This is a genomic window from Paenibacillus sp. FSL R10-2771 (genome assembly GCF_038000205.1).
In the GTDB taxonomy this organism is placed as follows: Bacteria; Bacillota; Bacilli; order Paenibacillales; family Paenibacillaceae; genus Paenibacillus_AQ; species Paenibacillus_AQ phytohabitans.
The window spans coordinates 6,679,324-6,695,571 of the sequence record NZ_JBBOBM010000001.1 but is presented as its reverse complement, the minus strand read 5'-3'; the positions used below and the strand labels follow the sequence as shown (position 1 = coordinate 6,695,571).

General features: G+C 53.6%; 14 protein-coding genes. 12 read left to right on the top strand and 2 right to left on the bottom strand.

All coding sequences use genetic code 11. The features are described from left to right. Positions 1-33 precede the first annotated feature (33 nt). The gene (locus tag NSU14_RS28795; RefSeq protein WP_076246342.1) at positions 34-1,029 is read right to left on the bottom strand and encodes an alpha/beta hydrolase; all 996 of its coding nucleotides are present in this window, start codon (positions 1,027-1,029) and stop codon (positions 34-36) included. A gap of 348 nt (positions 1,030-1,377) precedes the next feature. Between NSU14_RS28795 and NSU14_RS28790 the strand changes: the two genes are divergently transcribed. The 3 genes from NSU14_RS28790 (at position 1,378) to NSU14_RS28780 (ending at position 5,742) form a co-directional block, all read left to right on the top strand. Continuing rightward, positions 1,378-2,127: an IclR family transcriptional regulator gene (locus NSU14_RS28790; RefSeq protein ID WP_042133334.1), complete on the top strand. Its 750-nt coding sequence runs from the start codon at positions 1,378-1,380 to the stop codon at positions 2,125-2,127. Positions 2,128-2,295: 168 nt separating this feature from the next. Continuing rightward, on the top strand, positions 2,296-4,512 hold the full coding sequence (locus tag NSU14_RS28785; protein WP_340948113.1) for a helix-turn-helix transcriptional regulator: 2,217 nt from the start codon (positions 2,296-2,298) through the stop codon (positions 4,510-4,512). A 198-nt stretch (positions 4,513-4,710) separates the two neighbouring features. Further along, positions 4,711-5,742, top strand: coding sequence for an ABC transporter substrate-binding protein (locus NSU14_RS28780; protein ID WP_340948112.1), 1,032 nt, complete (start codon positions 4,711-4,713; stop codon positions 5,740-5,742). A gap of 115 nt (positions 5,743-5,857) precedes the next feature. On the opposite strand, the gene acnA is transcribed toward NSU14_RS28780, so the two are convergent. Continuing rightward, positions 5,858-8,602, bottom strand: coding sequence for an aconitate hydratase AcnA (gene acnA, locus NSU14_RS28775; RefSeq protein ID WP_042133336.1), 2,745 nt, complete (start codon positions 8,600-8,602; stop codon positions 5,858-5,860). A 444-nt stretch (positions 8,603-9,046) separates the two neighbouring features. Here acnA and NSU14_RS28770 point away from each other — a divergent pair, with 444 nt between their 5' ends. From NSU14_RS28770 to NSU14_RS28730, 9 genes are all read left to right on the top strand, one after another. Further along, a complete protein-coding gene (locus tag NSU14_RS28770) occupies positions 9,047-10,075 on the top strand; it encodes an amidase domain-containing protein (RefSeq protein ID WP_340948110.1) in 1,029 nt (342 codons plus the stop codon). A 19-nt stretch (positions 10,076-10,094) separates the two neighbouring features. Further along, on the top strand, positions 10,095-11,186 hold the full coding sequence (locus NSU14_RS28765; protein WP_042133340.1) for a D-alanine--D-alanine ligase: 1,092 nt from the start codon (positions 10,095-10,097) through the stop codon (positions 11,184-11,186). A gap of 47 nt (positions 11,187-11,233) precedes the next feature. Next, the gene (locus NSU14_RS28760) at positions 11,234-11,551 is read left to right on the top strand and encodes a hypothetical protein (protein WP_039308646.1); all 318 of its coding nucleotides are present in this window, start codon (positions 11,234-11,236) and stop codon (positions 11,549-11,551) included. Further along, complete coding sequence (uvsE, locus tag NSU14_RS28755) at positions 11,548-12,555, top strand: UV DNA damage repair endonuclease UvsE (protein ID WP_076246268.1); 1,008 nt, start codon at positions 11,548-11,550, stop codon at positions 12,553-12,555. Before NSU14_RS28760 ends, uvsE begins: the two co-directional genes overlap by 4 nt. 165 nt (positions 12,556-12,720) lie before the next feature. Continuing rightward, positions 12,721-13,608: an inositol monophosphatase family protein gene (locus NSU14_RS28750; RefSeq protein ID WP_076246272.1), complete on the top strand. Its 888-nt coding sequence runs from the start codon at positions 12,721-12,723 to the stop codon at positions 13,606-13,608. 15 nt (positions 13,609-13,623) lie between these two features. Continuing rightward, positions 13,624-13,914 (top strand): hypothetical protein, encoded by a 291-nt coding sequence (locus tag NSU14_RS28745; protein ID WP_042133348.1) that lies wholly within the window; start codon positions 13,624-13,626, stop codon positions 13,912-13,914. 106 nt (positions 13,915-14,020) lie between these two features. Then, complete coding sequence (locus NSU14_RS28740) at positions 14,021-15,313, top strand: stalk domain-containing protein (RefSeq protein WP_340948108.1); 1,293 nt, start codon at positions 14,021-14,023, stop codon at positions 15,311-15,313. A gap of 105 nt (positions 15,314-15,418) precedes the next feature. Further along, entirely contained in the window at positions 15,419-15,985 is a 567-nt protein-coding gene (gene def, locus NSU14_RS28735) for a peptide deformylase (protein ID WP_042140716.1), read from the top strand. Continuing rightward, on the top strand, positions 15,985-16,236 hold the full coding sequence (locus tag NSU14_RS28730; RefSeq protein ID WP_340948106.1) for a hypothetical protein: 252 nt from the start codon (positions 15,985-15,987) through the stop codon (positions 16,234-16,236). The genes def and NSU14_RS28730 overlap by 1 nt, the downstream gene beginning before the upstream one ends. Positions 16,237-16,248 lie beyond the last annotated feature (12 nt).

Below are 16,248 nucleotides of genomic sequence, written 5' to 3'. Positions count from 1 at the left end.
TAGGTATAGGAACGCTGCTGTTTCTGCTTGTGGTTACTTGCTGGCCTGACTTCCGTTGTCCCCGCTGATGCGGGCCAGCTGGACATTGCCGAGAAATGCTGAGACACGGCGCAGATACTCACGCGGATGCTCGCGGAACAGCAGCTCATGATGACTGTCCTCCACAATCCATGAGTCGGAGTACGGGTTGGTCTGGTTCGCGGCCAGTTCTTCGGCAATCGGATAAGGTGCCTTCTCGTCCATAGTACCGTGCATGAAGAGTACCGGGAACGGATAGTCCTCGGATTTCACCTTGGAATAGGGAATCTGATTCAGCCCTGTACCGTTCAGTACCGGGAACAACAGCTCCATAATCTCCAGTGAAGGCTGGCGGGGAAGATTTATATTCTGCTTGATATTGTGATAGAGTGTATCCGGCTCCAGCAGGAAGGTGCTGTCCAGTATCATCGCATCCACGTCTTTGGTTACGAGACCCGCCTGCAGCGCGGTACCAGCACCCATGGAGAAGCCCCAGACTACGATTTCGTTTGCACCCTTGTCCTTGGCATATTCGATCGCCCCAAGAAGCTGCTGGGATTCTTTTTTGCCGCCGGTAGCGATATCTTTATTGACCTTGGAGGCGAAGCCGTAATCAAACATGACCACATTGAATTTCAGGCTGTGCGCATAATGGGCCAGGTCGTACATAGGAACCCAGCTTTCCTCTCGGTTAGCACCGTAGCCATGGCTGAAGACAATGGTCTTCTTGGCTCCCTCTGAAGGAATATACCAACCCTGCATAATACGGCTGCCGTCCTTTGCCGGAAAGGTGATCTCCTCATACGCCAGCCCTTTGGCAAGATAAGGGTTAGAGTAGAGGGGCGCTACAGTAGGATTCGAGAGCACCCAGGCTATATAGCCGTGCAGGGCGATGAAGCAGAATAAAAAGAAGAAGAACACAGATAACAGCAGAGCTACGACAATATGCTTAACGCGTATCATCCGCAGTGAAATAATAGGTATGGAATTAGGCTTATCCTCGTTAGGCATACGGGAGACCGGCGAGCCGGGGTGACTTGTTGCCAGATCCATAAGGTCCCCTCCTAAAAGTTTTGTGGAACATCCGCTTCCTGTGAGACTACTTCGCAGCAAAACTGCTTCGGAAGCATGAACTTAAGTTTGATTAGCAGAAATACTTCATATATTTAATCGTATGGTTATGCCCTTACAAAGTCAATGAATTCAGCGGTTTTGTAATGTAACTGTAAACTGCGGCCCAGTCTTTACCGTACAGTGAATATGCTGGACTTTTTTCGGACCTTTGCACTAAGATAGAATGTATCTGAAGAATAATGTAACCGGGTTTCAAGAGGTGAAACACATGAGGGGGAGAACAGGGTGGAAGACCGGAAACTGACTGTACGCGCCGTGGAACGTGCGCTGGATATATTGCTCTGCTTCACTCAGGATAATGATTATGACCTCAGTCTGACGGAGATTTCCGCCAAGATTGGCCTGCATAAAAGTACGGTGCACCGCCTGCTGACTACGCTTGAGGAGAAGGGCTTCCTGCAGCGCGATGAGGGCACGGAGAAATACCGGCTCGGGATTCGCATCTGGGAGCTGTCTACGCATTTGCCGACCCTGAATGAACCGGCGGTACTGCTGCTGCCGGCGATGGAACGGCTGCGTGACCGTCTGGGAGAGACGGTCAGCCTCTATTTGCGCGACAATCTGGAGCGCGTGCGCATCCAGGCCGTGCAGAGCCGGCAGGCAATCCGCCGGGTGGCACAGATCGGTGCAAGGCTGCCTCTCTCTGTAGGCGCATCGAGCAAGGTGCTGGCCGCTTACGCGCCTCCGGAAGTGCAGGTCCGGCTGCTGGCCGATCCGGCATGGCCGGAAGCTGTAGACCGGAGCCAGTATCTGGAGCAGCTCAAGGAAATCACCCGCTGCGGGTATGCTACCAGCTTCGAGGAACGCGAACCGGGTGCGGCTGCAGTGGCGGTGCCTATCACCGGGCGTGCCGGGGGAGTGGTTGCAGCGCTCTCTCTTTCAGGTCCGGTCAGCCGGCTTTCGCGGGAGACGCTGGAGGACTATGCAGTGATTCTGGGTGAAGCTGCGGCTGAAATGGGGCTGATGATGGGCTGAAACGGCGGCGCCCGTTATATGCCGTGATTAAGGGGTAATTTTAGTAAATAGAGGCTAACCAGGCCTGTCAGTTCCATTGTATATCTAGTTAAAATGAACTATTATTAAAAAATATTAGTTCCAATTATTAAAAGATATGAAATGTAATCCAGAGCATGAGGTGATGGGATGAAAGCTGTAATACCCGATTCACTGATGGGAGAAATTCAAGAGCTCCAGGATACGTTCGGTTCTGTCACGAGTCAGGCTATTGTGCTTACGGATCAGGCAGGGAATGTAATAACCCGTCCAACGCTTTACGGAATATTCTATCAGAAAATGTTCAGTTCTTTGCAGGAGACGCAGCGCCCTTTCGAGCCGGCTTTGCTCAGACTGGGCCCCTTATCGCATCCTGCTGTATTGGAAGAATGGGTTCCAGGGCTAAAGTATGTGGTCAGTCCGCTGGTTCCCGAGTATGGACAGACTTATTATTTGTGGTCGGGCCTATACATGGAAGAAGGGACCCGGGAGCTTGTACTGCAGGCGTTTGAGGCCAAAATGAGGATTCACCCCCACTATGATGAGTTACGGACTGAACTGCTTGCCATGCCTGAGCTTAGCCGGGAGCGTATCGGCATAATCAGGGGCAAACTGGCCGTTCTTGGAAACATACTGTCTAAATTACTGGCGGGCGGTGTACTCAAACCCCTGGCGCAGAGAAGCGGCATGGTGGTTTCACAGCTGCTCTCCAATCTGGAAACAGACTTTCTGAAGATTGAGGATGTTTTGCAGCAAATGGCAGGAAGGTTCTCGGATGCCGATTTATATGCTTTTGCCAAAGAGGAAGAGGCAGGCAGGTATAAGGTGAAATATTCCGCCGGCAAAGAAGCGAATCTGTTGATGAATGCCGAGTTCCAGCAGGGGGACGGATTTCTGGGACAAGCTGTTCTCGGCAGGGAGCCCCGGCACTGGCAGGGCGTTGCCAAAGATCCGAGGTCGTTATTCTTCACCCAGCGCGGAATTACGCAGCCGGAGTATTTGTCATGTTATCCGGTTCAGATTCACAGCGGCAAAAAAGCGCTGCTGTTGGCTGTGGGCTTTGGTGAAATCCGCCAGTTACAGGACCATGCCCAGCAGGACCAGATGGTTGCTTCTCTGCTTGGGCTATCCTCACGGGGGGAGAAGCTGCGGCAGCGCGAAACCCTGCGTAATGATGCTACACTGAGGCTTAAAGAGGCCGCGTGCCTGCTGCCGCAGACTACATCATCGCAGGAGCTGGGCATTCAACTGCTCGATATCATTATGGGGATGCCGTTCTATCCTTCATCTGTACTCGTCTACTTTGAGGAGGCAGCGGGAGGCAGCCATCATGCGAAGGGCTGGAGCCCGGAGGCGGCTGCCCAGTATGTCCAGGAGATTGAGGAACGGTATTCGCCGCAAGCCTTTCTCTCCTCTGCTATTATCAACGAGGATGCCGAGGGGCAGGTGCTGCTGGAATGTCCGCTGATTGCCGAGAAGGTATTCAAAGGAATTCTGGCGGTAGGCTTCAGACGCCGCAGTGAAGCAGAGGAATGGCTGACATTCGCCAGCTGCCTGGCCAGTCTGGCCAGCACGGCAATCCGGCTCATCGAGAAGGATAGCAGGCTTGTGAAGCAGGCGGGGGTATTCCTCCAGCATACCCGGGATTATCTGAGGAGCACTAATCCTGAGCTGCAGCGCTTGTCGCTGGAAGCCTCTTCAATGGCGCATGAGCTTGCCCGCTACACCGGTCTGCCGGAACGGGAAGCGGAACGGATGAGAAACGCCTGTCTGCTGGCTCCGTTCAAACTTGATTTTCTGCAGGGATACGGCTTCTATCAGGAAGAAATAGCTCTGCTGAAGCAGGTGGATCAATTGGCATCCTTCTATTTCAAGATGGATAAGCCGTCGGTTTCTTTGCCCGCACAGCTGCTGGCACTTGTGCTTCATCATACCGCCAAACATGCGGATAGGGATAAGCTTGCGGAACCAGAGGTTGAGTGGCTGGACCCCTCCCGCTACAGTATGGATGATTATATTGCCGGGGAGATTGACAGTGAGCCGCAATCAGCCCTTCAATCGTTTCTGCGCAGCCGCTCGGATGCGCAGCCAATGAGGAGAACGGTTTCGGCGGTCAAGCTGCTGAACAGCGCTGCACTGAAGACACCTAAGGAAGAATGGGGAATCTCGCCGCGTGAAGAGGAAGTGCTTGAATTGATCATTCTGGGCAAGACGAATAAGGAAATTGCCAGTGCCTTATTTATCAGCGAGCATACCGTTAAGAATCATCTAAGCCGTATTTTCACCAAAATGAATGTAACGGACCGTTCACAGATCATTGCTCTGGTCTATAAAAGAATACTCGACTCTGAGCGCATCGAGATCTGATTACGCCGGGTTTAACTGCTTTGCTCCATATGGATATCCATCCCCTTTCGGCTGAAAGGGGATTTTTTGCGGTTATATGCAGCAGGAGGGCAGGTGCACAATTTTAAAATTTAACAAAATGAAGTTGTCAGAGAGAAAGAGCTGTGTTATATTTTAAATGATAATGATTATCAATATCATATACATAGGGGGATCATTTTGCGACATTCTAATAAAAGTCTGGTGCTTATCGTTTTCACCTTGGCTCTGGCTCTGCTGCTGGCAGCTTGCGGCCAGTCCGCTAATAACTCTGCAAACAATTCCGCTGCAGCAGCTGATTCCGGAGCTTCTCCTGCGGCCTCTTCTACGGCGGCTCCTGCTGCAACAGCTGGCAGTGCGGATTCAACCGGTGATGTAGAAATGGTCACTTTCCAAGACAGTGTAGGAGAAGTTCAAGTACCCAAGAATCCGCAGCGAATCGTTGATACCACTGCGTTCTACACGGGTTATTTCCTGGCATTAGGCGTTAAGCCGGTAGGCGCCATGGAGGGGGCAATGGGCAATCCATATCTTGCCGGAATGCTCGATGGCGTGGAGTCGCTCAGCAATGATGTAACACCGGAGAACATCCTTGCCTTAGATCCTGATCTGATTATTGTATACACCGGCACGGAAGGCATCGACAAGCTGAAGGAGATCGCTCCGGTGGTGCAGATTCAATACGGCTCCAAGAACTATAAGGACCAGATGATGGACTTCGGTAAGCTAACGAACAAGAATGATGAAGCCAAAACCTGGGTAGATCAGTGGGAAGCGAAGATTGCTGAACTGAAGCCGCAGGTGCAGGCTGCCGTGGGTGACAGAACCGTATCCATCCTGAATCCATACGCCAAGGGATTGTTTGTATTCGGTCATAACTATGGACGCGGCGGCGAAATTCTGTATGGGGAATTCGGCTTGAAGGCTCCGGCAGAGGCCCAGAAAGAGGCAATTGACAGCGGTACGGGCTGGGCCTCCATCTCTCTGGAGAAGCTCCCGGACTTTGCCGGTGATATTATCTTCACTTGTCCATGGTCAGGGGATACTACAGATCCTAAGATTGTATATGACAATCCGCTTTGGTCAGGCCTGCCTGCGGTCAAAGCAGGCAACGTATTCCAGCTTAACCCGGATGCAGACACGTATAATGATCCGGTGTCCCTGGAGGCACAGCTGGATTTCATCACAACAAGCCTGCTGTCCGTGAAATAATCCATTATTGAAATAATGAAGCTATCTGCAAATCTGCATATAAAAAGCTGCGCCGGTGTCAGATCAATATCTGATACCAGCGCAGCTTTTGTGATATTTAAGCCTGTGTATACAATTATTCTACCGGCAGAGCCGTTTCCGAAGCTGTGGCATCAGCCAGCATCTGGCGGAGCACCGTCTGCAGGATACCGCCGTTACGGTAGTAGTCGATGTCAACGGTGCTGTCGAGCCGGGCAATGACCGGGAAGTCGAACTGGGTTCCGTCTTCGCGTGTGGCGGTGACGGTCAGCTCCTGACCGGGTAGTACATAGTTGTCGAGACCGGTAATGTCGAAGGTCTCACGTCCGGTCAGGCCCATACTGCTCCAGCCATGGCCTTCCTGGAACTGCAGCGGCAGTACGCCCATGCCGACGAGATTGCTGCGGTGAATCCGCTCGAAGCTCTCGGCGATGACGGCTTTGACTCCCAGCAGCAGCGTGCCCTTGGCGGCCCAGTCACGCGAGCTGCCGGTTCCGTATTCCTTGCCGGCAATGACGATCAGGTTCTGACCGGCCGACTGATACAGCATGGATGCGTCATAGATCGACATCACCTCGTCGCTCGGCAGGAAGGTGGTTACCCCGCCTTCTGTTCCCGGAGCAACGGCGTTGCGGATCCGGATGTTGGCGAAGGTACCGCGCATCATCACTTCATGGTTCCCGCGGCGCGAGCCGTAGGAGTTGAAGTCGGCACGTTCTACGCCATGATTACGCAGATATTCTCCGGCCGGACCGGAGGTGGAGATATTACCGGCTGGTGAGATATGGTCCGTGGTGACGGAATCGGCCAGCAGCGCCAGAACACGCGAGCTGCGGATATCCTTGATGTCGCCTACACCGTCTGCCAGATGCTCGAAGAATGGCGGATTCTGAATGTAAGTGGAATTATCATCCCATTCATACAATTCGCCTTCCGGTACCGGAATGGAATTCCAGCGCTCATTAGCCGTGAAGACATTCTCATATTTGCTGCGGAACATTTCCGGACTTAGCGAGAGTCCTATAGCTTCGCGAATCTCGGCAGTAGTAGGCCAGATATCGGCCAGGAAGACAGGCTCGCCCTGCGGATCGTAACCCAGCGGCTCGGTCTTCAGGTCAATATTAACGGTACCAGCGAGCGCATAGGCTACCACAAGCGGCGGTGAAGCCAGATAGTTGGCTTTGACTTGGGCATGTACGCGGCCCTCGAAATTACGGTTGCCGGATATAACAGCGGCAACGGTCATATCATGTTCTGTAATGGCCTGGCTGACTTCATCCGGCAGCGGGCCGGAGTTACCGATACAGGTGGCGCAGCCGTATCCGGCCAGATAGAAGCCCAGCGCTTCCAGCGGCTTCAGGAGATCGGCCTTTTGCAGATATTCCGTAACGACCAGCGATCCGGGCGTCAGGCTGCTTTTGACATAACCGGGTTTGGTCAGTCCGCGTTCCACAGCCTTCTTGGCGAGCAGTCCCGCTCCCAGCATAACGCTTGGGTTGGAGGTATTCGTACAGCTGGTAATGGCCGCAATTACAACAGCTCCTGTGCTGAGCTTGCTGGTGCTGCCGTTCTTGTGCTGCACTTCCACGACTTCGGCAATCTTCTCATCACTGAGGCCATAGCCGCCCTTATCGATTGGTGTACGGATGATGCCTTCAAAGTTCTCCTTCATATGGGTCAGCTCGACCCGGTCCTGCGGACGTTTCGGTCCGGCCAGGCTGGGCACTACAGAGGCAAGATCCAGCTCGATGATATCGCTGAACTGAGGGTCCGGCGTACTTGCGGTGCGGAACATCCCCTGCGCTTTATAGTAATCGCCTACCAGCTCAACCAGCTCATCCGGGCGTCCGGTGCTGCGCAGATAGGCCAGCGTCTCGTCGTCTACCGGGAAGAAGCCGATCGTAGCCCCATATTCAGGTGCCATATTGGCTACGGTCGCGCGGTCCGCCAGACTGATATTAGCCAGACCAGGACCGTAGAATTCGACAAATTTGCCGACTACGCCTTTCTTGCGCAGCATTTGGGTAACGGTCAGGGCCAGGTCGGTAGCAGTGGCGCCTTCCATCAGACTGCCGGTCAGCTTGAAGCCCACGACATCCGGTGTCACAAAATAAAGCGGCTGTCCGAGCATGCCTGCTTCCGCTTCAATCCCGCCTACACCCCAGCCGACCACGCCAAGGCCGTTAATCATTGTGGTGTGGGAGTCGGTTCCGACCAGGGAATCCGGGTAAACGACCGTTTCGCCGTCAATAGTCTTGGTAGTGGCTACAGAAGCCAGATACTCCAGGTTAACCTGATGCACAATCCCTGTTGCCGGGGGAACTGCGCGGAAGTTGTTAAAGGCAGTCTGCGCCCAGCGCAGGAAGCGGTAACGTTCCTCGTTGCGCTCGAATTCAACGTTCATATTATATTCCAGTGCGTCGGCAGTTCCGAAGGCATCGACCATAACCGAGTGGTCAATAACCAGGTCAACCGGCACAAGCGGATTAATCTTCTTAGGGTCGCCGCCGGCTTTCTTGACGGTGTCACGCATTGCGGCAAGATCAACGACTACCGGTACGCCGGTGAAGTCCTGCAATACAATCCGGGCCGGGATGAAAGGGATTTCTTTATTACGGTCAATGCCGCCGGACCAGCCGGCCAGCTGCTTCACATGCTCTTCTGTAATTGCCCGTCCGTCATACTGGCGGACAGCAGCTTCAAGTAATACCTTAATGGAGAATGGCAGGGATGAAATGTCGCCCGCGCCTTGTTCTTCCAGCGAGTTCAAATGATAGTAGCGATAAGTTTTTCCGCCTGATTCCAGGTTCTTAGCCAGTGAGAAATGGTCCTTGCTTGGCATATATGCGCCTCCTCGTTTCATCTGGTGAAACTACATTTCATATTTCCTATACTTTAAGTATAACGGTTGCAAAGAGGGGAGTAAAGTTTTTTTTCCTTCTTCATGGAAGGTTTGTAAGAGGTTGAAACTGCGCTAAATGGAGCGAAAATGCCGTTTATCCAGAAATTTATATGCTTCATGCAGCAAAGCCGTTTCCGCCTATTTCCAGCCATGCCTGGAGCGGATGGTTTCCCGGATTCAAATGTAGTTAAATCGTTCCTGTCCTGTATAGCGGCAGGCAATCCTTCATATACATAGGACTACATAGGACAGCAGCCAAAACGGGAAGGGGAACGGCTATGCCGCCCTTCAAAAGGACGGCACAGTTTCAGCGGGAAATAGAAGGATTATTTATAGTGCCAGAGCCTATAAATTCTTATATTTGAACGAAAGGGCGGAGAATGAATGGAGCAGCAGTGGAAGAAAAGTCTCTATGTCTATGTGGATCAGCTGAACAAGGGGCGGGTTGCACCTGGAATTGAACCGCGCCAAACCACAATCAAGGATCCGCGGTTCATGGACGAACAGCGTACACGCTTCCGCCGTATTGCGCAGTGGTACAGCCAGCGGGGGATCACTCCGCTGCGCGGGGAAACAGGCGTCAGGACACTGCGTACCGTGCGGCAGAATCCCGCCGAGGTGGTCGCCGATGTGGCGCTGCACAGCGCATTCTATTATGAGAAGGGCGGAATGACTCACCGCGAGGATGTGATTGAGTCCGAGCGGCTGACCTTTGTGCGAAAAGGTGGAGACTGGGAGATAATCAACGTGGAGCGCAGTGTTCCCGAGCGGAATGCTGTGCGCAAAGTGGTGGAGACTGAGCCTGCCTTGCGGCTGTCGCAGTGGGGGGAGGTGCTGCCTTCACCGCGGCCATCCCAGCCGCTGCTGAACCGCAGGGTCCTGCGCGGAGTGAGCGGCGCAAGAGAGGTCCGCTACCGCCGCGAAGAGGCGGCGGCGTATGCCGACCGCTGGTGGAAGGACGGCAATCCGGAGTTCGAGATTTTCGAGGTGGACTGCACCAATTATGTCTCCCAATGTCTCTTTGCAGGGGGAGCACCTATCAACTATACTGGTAAAAGAGAAACGGGCTGGTGGTACAAGGGCTACAACGGGGCACAGGAATGGTGGAGCTTCAGCTGGGCGGTTTCAGACAGCCTGCAGCGTTATTTGAGCGGCAGCCGCAGCAGCGGTCTGCGCGCTGAAGTTGTCGAGCGGCCGGAGCAGCTGATGTTAGGCGATGTGATCCAATACGACTGGGACGGCAACGGACATTACCAGCACAGCACGATTGTTACCGCCTTTGATGCGGGAGGCATGCCGCTGGTGAACGCCCGGACGGTGAGCAGCCGCCACCGCTTCTGGGATTACAAGGATTCCTACGCCTGGACGGACCGCACGGCCTACCGTTTTTTTCATATTAATGACTACTTATAATTCAGAAAGAGGTTAGGGCATGGGGAACGCTAAATTGACCGTAGGACTAGTGTACGGCGGCAAATCCGGAGAGCATGAGGTATCGCTCCAGACGGCTTATGCGGTTATGAACGCTTTTGACTACGATAAATATGAAATTATTCCATTCTACATTTCCAAACAGGGAGTGTGGAAGGTAGGGGCAGCCCTGGAGGCTCCATTCAGCGGAATTGAAGAGCTTAAGCTGTCCGGAGCTTCCGGTGATATGGGGATGGCCCTGAATGCGTTATTCAGCGGTCTCAGCGGCGGAGATTCCATTGTGGATGTGATGTTCCCGCTGCTGCATGGTACGAACGGGGAAGACGGTACCATCCAGGGGCTGTTCGAAATGGCGAATATTCCGTACATTGGCGCAGGTGTGCTGGCTTCATCGGCAGGTATGGATAAGGTTGTCATGAAGAAGCTGTTCGGCGAGGCAGGGCTCGAGCAATGTGAATATTGTTATTTCAATGCTGCTAACTGGAAAAGCAAAAGCCATGAGCTGATCGTTGGTGTAGAGGATAAGCTGGGGTATCCGGTATTCGTGAAACCGGCCAACCTTGGCTCCAGCGTAGGCATCTCCAAAGCAGCCGACAAAGAAAGTCTGATCAAGGCTGTTGATTACGCCTTCCGTTATGATACCAAGGTCATCATCGAGGAATTCATCGATGCCCGTGAGGTAGAAGTTGCCGTACTTGGCAATGAAGAGCCAGAAGCCTCAGTTCCGGGTGAAATCGTCTCTTCCGGCGAATATTATGATTATGCGGCCAAATACACGGACGGCAAATCGCAGATGCTGATCCCGGCACCTGTCGATCCCGAGGTGGCAGACCGCCTGCGCGAATCGGCACTGCTGGCTTTCAAGGCCATTGAGGGCAGCGGCATTACCCGGGCTGATTTCTTCCTGCGGAAGTCTGACGGCAAAATTCTCATTAATGAAGTGAATACAATGCCCGGCTTCACCCCGTTCAGCATGTATCCTCTGCTGTGGCGCGAGACCGGCGTATCCTACCAGGTGCTGCTGGACCGGATGATCGGGCTGGCGCTGGAGCGGTACCAGTTCAGACAAGGGCTTAAGTACGATAACGAATAACATATGGTGATCGGCGGGAGCATTCCGGCCGGGAAGGAGAGAGAAGCATGGGGTTTCAATCAGAATTCAATTCAGTGTGCAAATTCAAGAATGAACAGGAGCTATATGAGCTGCTGGAGTACGGACGAACCAAAATGGTGAAGCAGGGCTTCCGTGTATACCCGACCGGCCAGAAGGTCATCGCCTACAATCCGGAGAATGTTGCTGTAGCGATCGTCAAAATTTCTGCTTCCATTGCTGAAATCAACTTCCAGGGCAATGAGGTTACAGCTGTGGAGATGGATCTGGTACGCAAGCTGAATGAGGAAGAGTCGCGGGTACAGACGGCCCTTGCCTACGAAATGTTCTTCGGAGAAGAAGGATGATTGTCCGCTTCGGCTATGTCGCCATGTCTACTGTCATCCCGGACTGCTCACCCTCTAAGACAATGACTATGGCAAGCTTTAACAAGCTGGGCGACCGGGAAGCCGGATTGCGTAAGCTGGAATCAATCGCACGGATCAATCTGCATAATACACTCCGCCTGCTGAAGCATAATGCAGGCTCGGATATTATGGTCTACCGCCTGACCTCCAAGCTGATTCCGCTGGCGACCCATCCTGATCTGGCGGATTGGCATCCGCTGTCCGCACTGGCGGAGGAGTTCGCTGAGGTGGGCACTTATGTGAAGAAGCACGGCATGCGGGTCAGCTTTCATCCGGACCATTTCACGGTTCTGAGCACTCCGCGTCCCGAGGTGCTCGCAAGCTCGATCCGCGACCTGCAGCATCATGCCGATATGCTTGAGGCCATGGGGCTGCCGGCAACCGCCAAGAGCAATATCCACATTGGCGGTGCTTATGGGGACAAGCCTCTGTCTGCGGCGCGTTTCTGTGAGCAATGCTCCGCGCTTCCGCTTGCACTCCGGGAACGGATGACGCTGGAGAATGACGACAAGACGTTCAATGCGGTGGAGACACTGGAGGTTAGCCGGAGCCTCGGACTGCCGATGGTGCTGGATATCCATCATCAATGGGTCAACAACGAAGGCGAGCTTCCCTGGGAGCTGTGGCCGGAGATCCAGAAGACATGGACAAGCAGTCTGGCCCGGAAGGATGTCCTGCCCGGGGAAGTACTGCCACCGAAGATTCATGTCTCCAGCCCGCGCAGCCCGTCCGATCCGCGGAGCCATGCCGACGGTGTGGAGCCGGCTCCGCTGTTTGCTTTTCTGAAGCGGATCGCCGCAGATACCCCGGCAGTGGATGTCATGATCGAAGCGAAGCTCAAGGACGGAGCCTTGTTTGGCCTGATGGAGGCCATGAAGGAGCTTGCACAGGGCGGGAACGGAATTACGGTACTAAACGGAGCCAGCGTGAATATACAAGCATAACAGGCAACAAACAAGGGGATTAGGCCTTATTACGGTGCCAGTATTAACTTGATAAGTGGGCGGAAATAGGGTACGTTGAATGAAAGTTGAGCAGCAATTTGACGTCCTGCGCGTAACAGCGTTCCATGGGAGAACGATCATGCTCAAAGAAAGCGGAGTGAAGAGATGAGTCCTGTAAGTCCTGATAACCGAAATGAACGGGAACCCTATGTAGTTACAAGCAAGGGACATACGGCGGCGGCAATTAATGCTGCAGCCAAAGCGGGGGAATGGATCAAGAGCAGACAAGGCCAGGTGAAGGAGCTGGGCAGCAAGACATCCGCCCAGGATCTGGTTACAGAGGTCGATAAAGGTGTGGAGCAAATGATCCGCCGGCTGATCCTGACCCATTATCCCGACCATGCCATCCTTGGGGAGGAAGGCATTCAGCCGGGAGCGGACGCGCTGACTGCCGCCCTGGATGAAGCGCGGGAGCATGAGTATTTGTGGATCGTTGATCCCATTGACGGGACTACCAATTTCGTACACGGCTTTCCTTTCTACTGTGTCTCAATAGCCCTCGTCGTTAAGGGGGAGCTGACAGTCGGTGTTATTTATGATCCGATCCGTGACGAAATGTTCGTTGCCGAGAAGGGCAAGGGTGCGTATATGCACGGGATTCCTACCGCCGTGTCAGCGGAGACGGAGCCTGGAAGCAGTCTGATTGCCATGGGCTTTCCGCCGGACCGGGTATTCGCCCAGCCTGCCAATATGGCCGGACTGCAGCAGATTCTGCCGCAGGTGCGCGGCGTTCGCGCCGGTGGCTCGGCAGCGCTGCACCTGGCATATGTTGCGGCAGGCCGGGTGGACGGCTACTGGGAAGTGGGCCTGAGTCCGTGGGACTGTGCGGCAGGCGTGCTGCTGGTGCTGGAATCCGGCGGGAAAGTCACTGATACCCAGGGCAATCCCTACGATATCAGTACACGCCATGTGGTGGCGAGTAATGGACGGATACATGATTATCTGGTGAACTCCCTGCAGGCAGCTGATGCCACGGGATTCAAGAAGCAGTAAGGAGGCGGCATTGCCATGAGTGACAATGATGATCTGGAGCGCAGACTGAGTGAGCTTTTGGAAGATGGCGAGATGGAGCCGGATGACCGGCAGGCCAAGGAAATCCGCCAGATTTCGCCCAAGTATGAGATCCGGATACAGACTACGCTTGATCCTATAGTTGAAGAAACGCGCCGATACCGCAAAATCGCTTACGAATTGGACAGCCGGTATGATAAATATGTGCAGCGTTCTGAACAAATCAGCGGCCCGTCTAGCGCGGGCGGCCATAAGAATTCTACAGAATCCGGCAGCGGAGAGCAGTAAGCCGCAGCAAGCCTCAGGAGCGGTTTTCCGAACAATCGGGAAACCGCTCTTTTGCGCAGCGTGGCTGGGTGTTAGAATGGAATTATACTAATTTAGGGGGAATACGATGCTGAAGACATGGAGAAGATTCATATCAGCCGGAACTAGCGGGCTGCTGCTGTTCGCTGTATTAATTAATGTGTATGCAGGCCCTGCCGGTGCCGCTGCAGCAGCCGTTACGCCGGACTCGGAGCAGGATGTCTTTCGCATCGTGGCACTTGGAGATTCCATTACTGCCGGATATGAGCCGGGGATGACTGATTCCAGTGTGAAGCCGTACGGATATGCCGAGAGATTACTGGAGCAGGGCTGGTATCACGGCAGAAGCACGTTAAGCAATTACGGTATATTAGGTCTGAAGACATCCGGATTGCTTCAGTATACCGCATCCATCAAAGACGGCATCGCAACTACGGCAGAGGCAATCCAGCCGGGGCTGCCTGATCCGCGCATCGCCCAGTTTGCCGCTATGACGCCGCAGATTAGAACGGAGCTTGCTGCAGCGGATTTGATTACGCTCACTATAGGCGGTAATGATGTCAGCAGTCTGTTTCTGAATGTTAAGACACTAACGGAGGCTGACTTCACAGCCCAGCTTGCGGAACGCCTCGCGGCGTACAGCAGCAATGTGAAATCGGCACTGGACAATATCCGGGCCGTGAATCCCCTGGCAACGATTCTGCTGGCCGATCAATATCAGCCTGCTCCCAGAATTGCCCTGGGTGCTTCGTATGACAAGCTGATGAGTGCCGCTGCACAGTTTACAGTAGCCGCCGAGAATATTGCAGCTACCCTGAACCAGGCGGGAGCACCTGTAAAGGTAGCCCATGTAGCCGCCAAGTTTGCCGGTGTAGAGGGATCGCTCACCCATATTATCGGGGCTGGAGCGGCAGACTTCCATCCGACGCAGCTGGGCTATGAACGGATCGCCACGGTGTTCGCAGAGCTGCAGTGGGGGGAATACCTTACTCCGGCAGCTGCAGTGATGACTTCAGCCTCCGCACCGATGTCAATTGTAGTGAATGGGACCACGCTTAACACTCCCAATAAGCCCATTCTGAAGAATGGACAGAATTTCCTGGCGCTGAAGGACATTCTGAATGCGGTAGGCGCAACTGGTAAATGGGATAACAAAACATCCAGCGCGACGATTATTTACGGCGGAAGAACCGTGGTAATTACGATTGGCTCGAAGACGATTAAGGTGAACGGAACGGATGTAGCGATTGATACCCCGGCATTCCTGCAAAAGGTCGGCAAAGAGGATAAAACGTACCTGCCGCTCGCCGCGCTCGCTACCGGGCTTGGCTTCGATGTGAATTACAGCAGCAAGCTGCGGACAGCTTTCATTAATCCATAATCCAGCATAATATATCAATATTGCATAATAAAATCAGGCCCGTAAGGCAAAGGTGGATGAACGCAGTTGTCTAGTACAAAATATAATGCCGGATATATAATCACGATGGATGATATCGTGCGTGAAGGGGATCCCGTACTCCGTGCGGTAGCAGAACCCGTGCAGCTGCCGTTGCAGGAGGAAGACCGCGAGGCGCTGAAGTGTATGATGCAGTTCCTGAAGAACAGCCAGGATGCCGAAATGTCTGCCAAACATAAGCTCCGTTCAGGGGTGGGCTTATCCGCCAATCAGGTGGGGCTGAAGAAGCGGATGTTCGTGATGTGCCTGAAGGACGATAACGGCAAGAATGTAGAGTATACCTGGGTGAACCCCAAGATCATCAGCCATTCTCTGGCGATGGTGTATTTACCGGAGAGCGAAGGCTGCCTGTCCGTGGACCGGCCTGTACACGGCTTTGTGCCGCGGTATGAAACCGTGAAGGTTCGGGGATTTGATCTGAACGGTCAGGTAATTACCCAGAAATTCAAGGGTTATCAGGCGATCGTGATTCAGCATGAGATGGATCATCTGGACGGGATCATGTTCTATGACCGGATCAATCAGCAGAATCCGTTCAAGCTTCCGCAGGATGTGGAAATCCGCAGCCTGTATGAACAGAAGAGCAAGGGGTAATGATGGATATTCAAGGATTGCCGCTAACCCTTCTATATATAGGATTGGCACTAGTCATTGCGCTGGTTTTTGTCTACAGGATTAGAAAAGGTACATTCCACAAGCACATCATGGCGGAAGCGGCCATCGTTGTAAGTTATGTGGTTGTCGCTATTGCGGGAGGCAGTATGCCGCTCGCTGTAAGGCTGGTGACCCCGCTCACGGTTGCTGCGCTGTTCATGTATGGACAGCGCAAGAGCGGCGGGAGCTGATCATCTCAACCC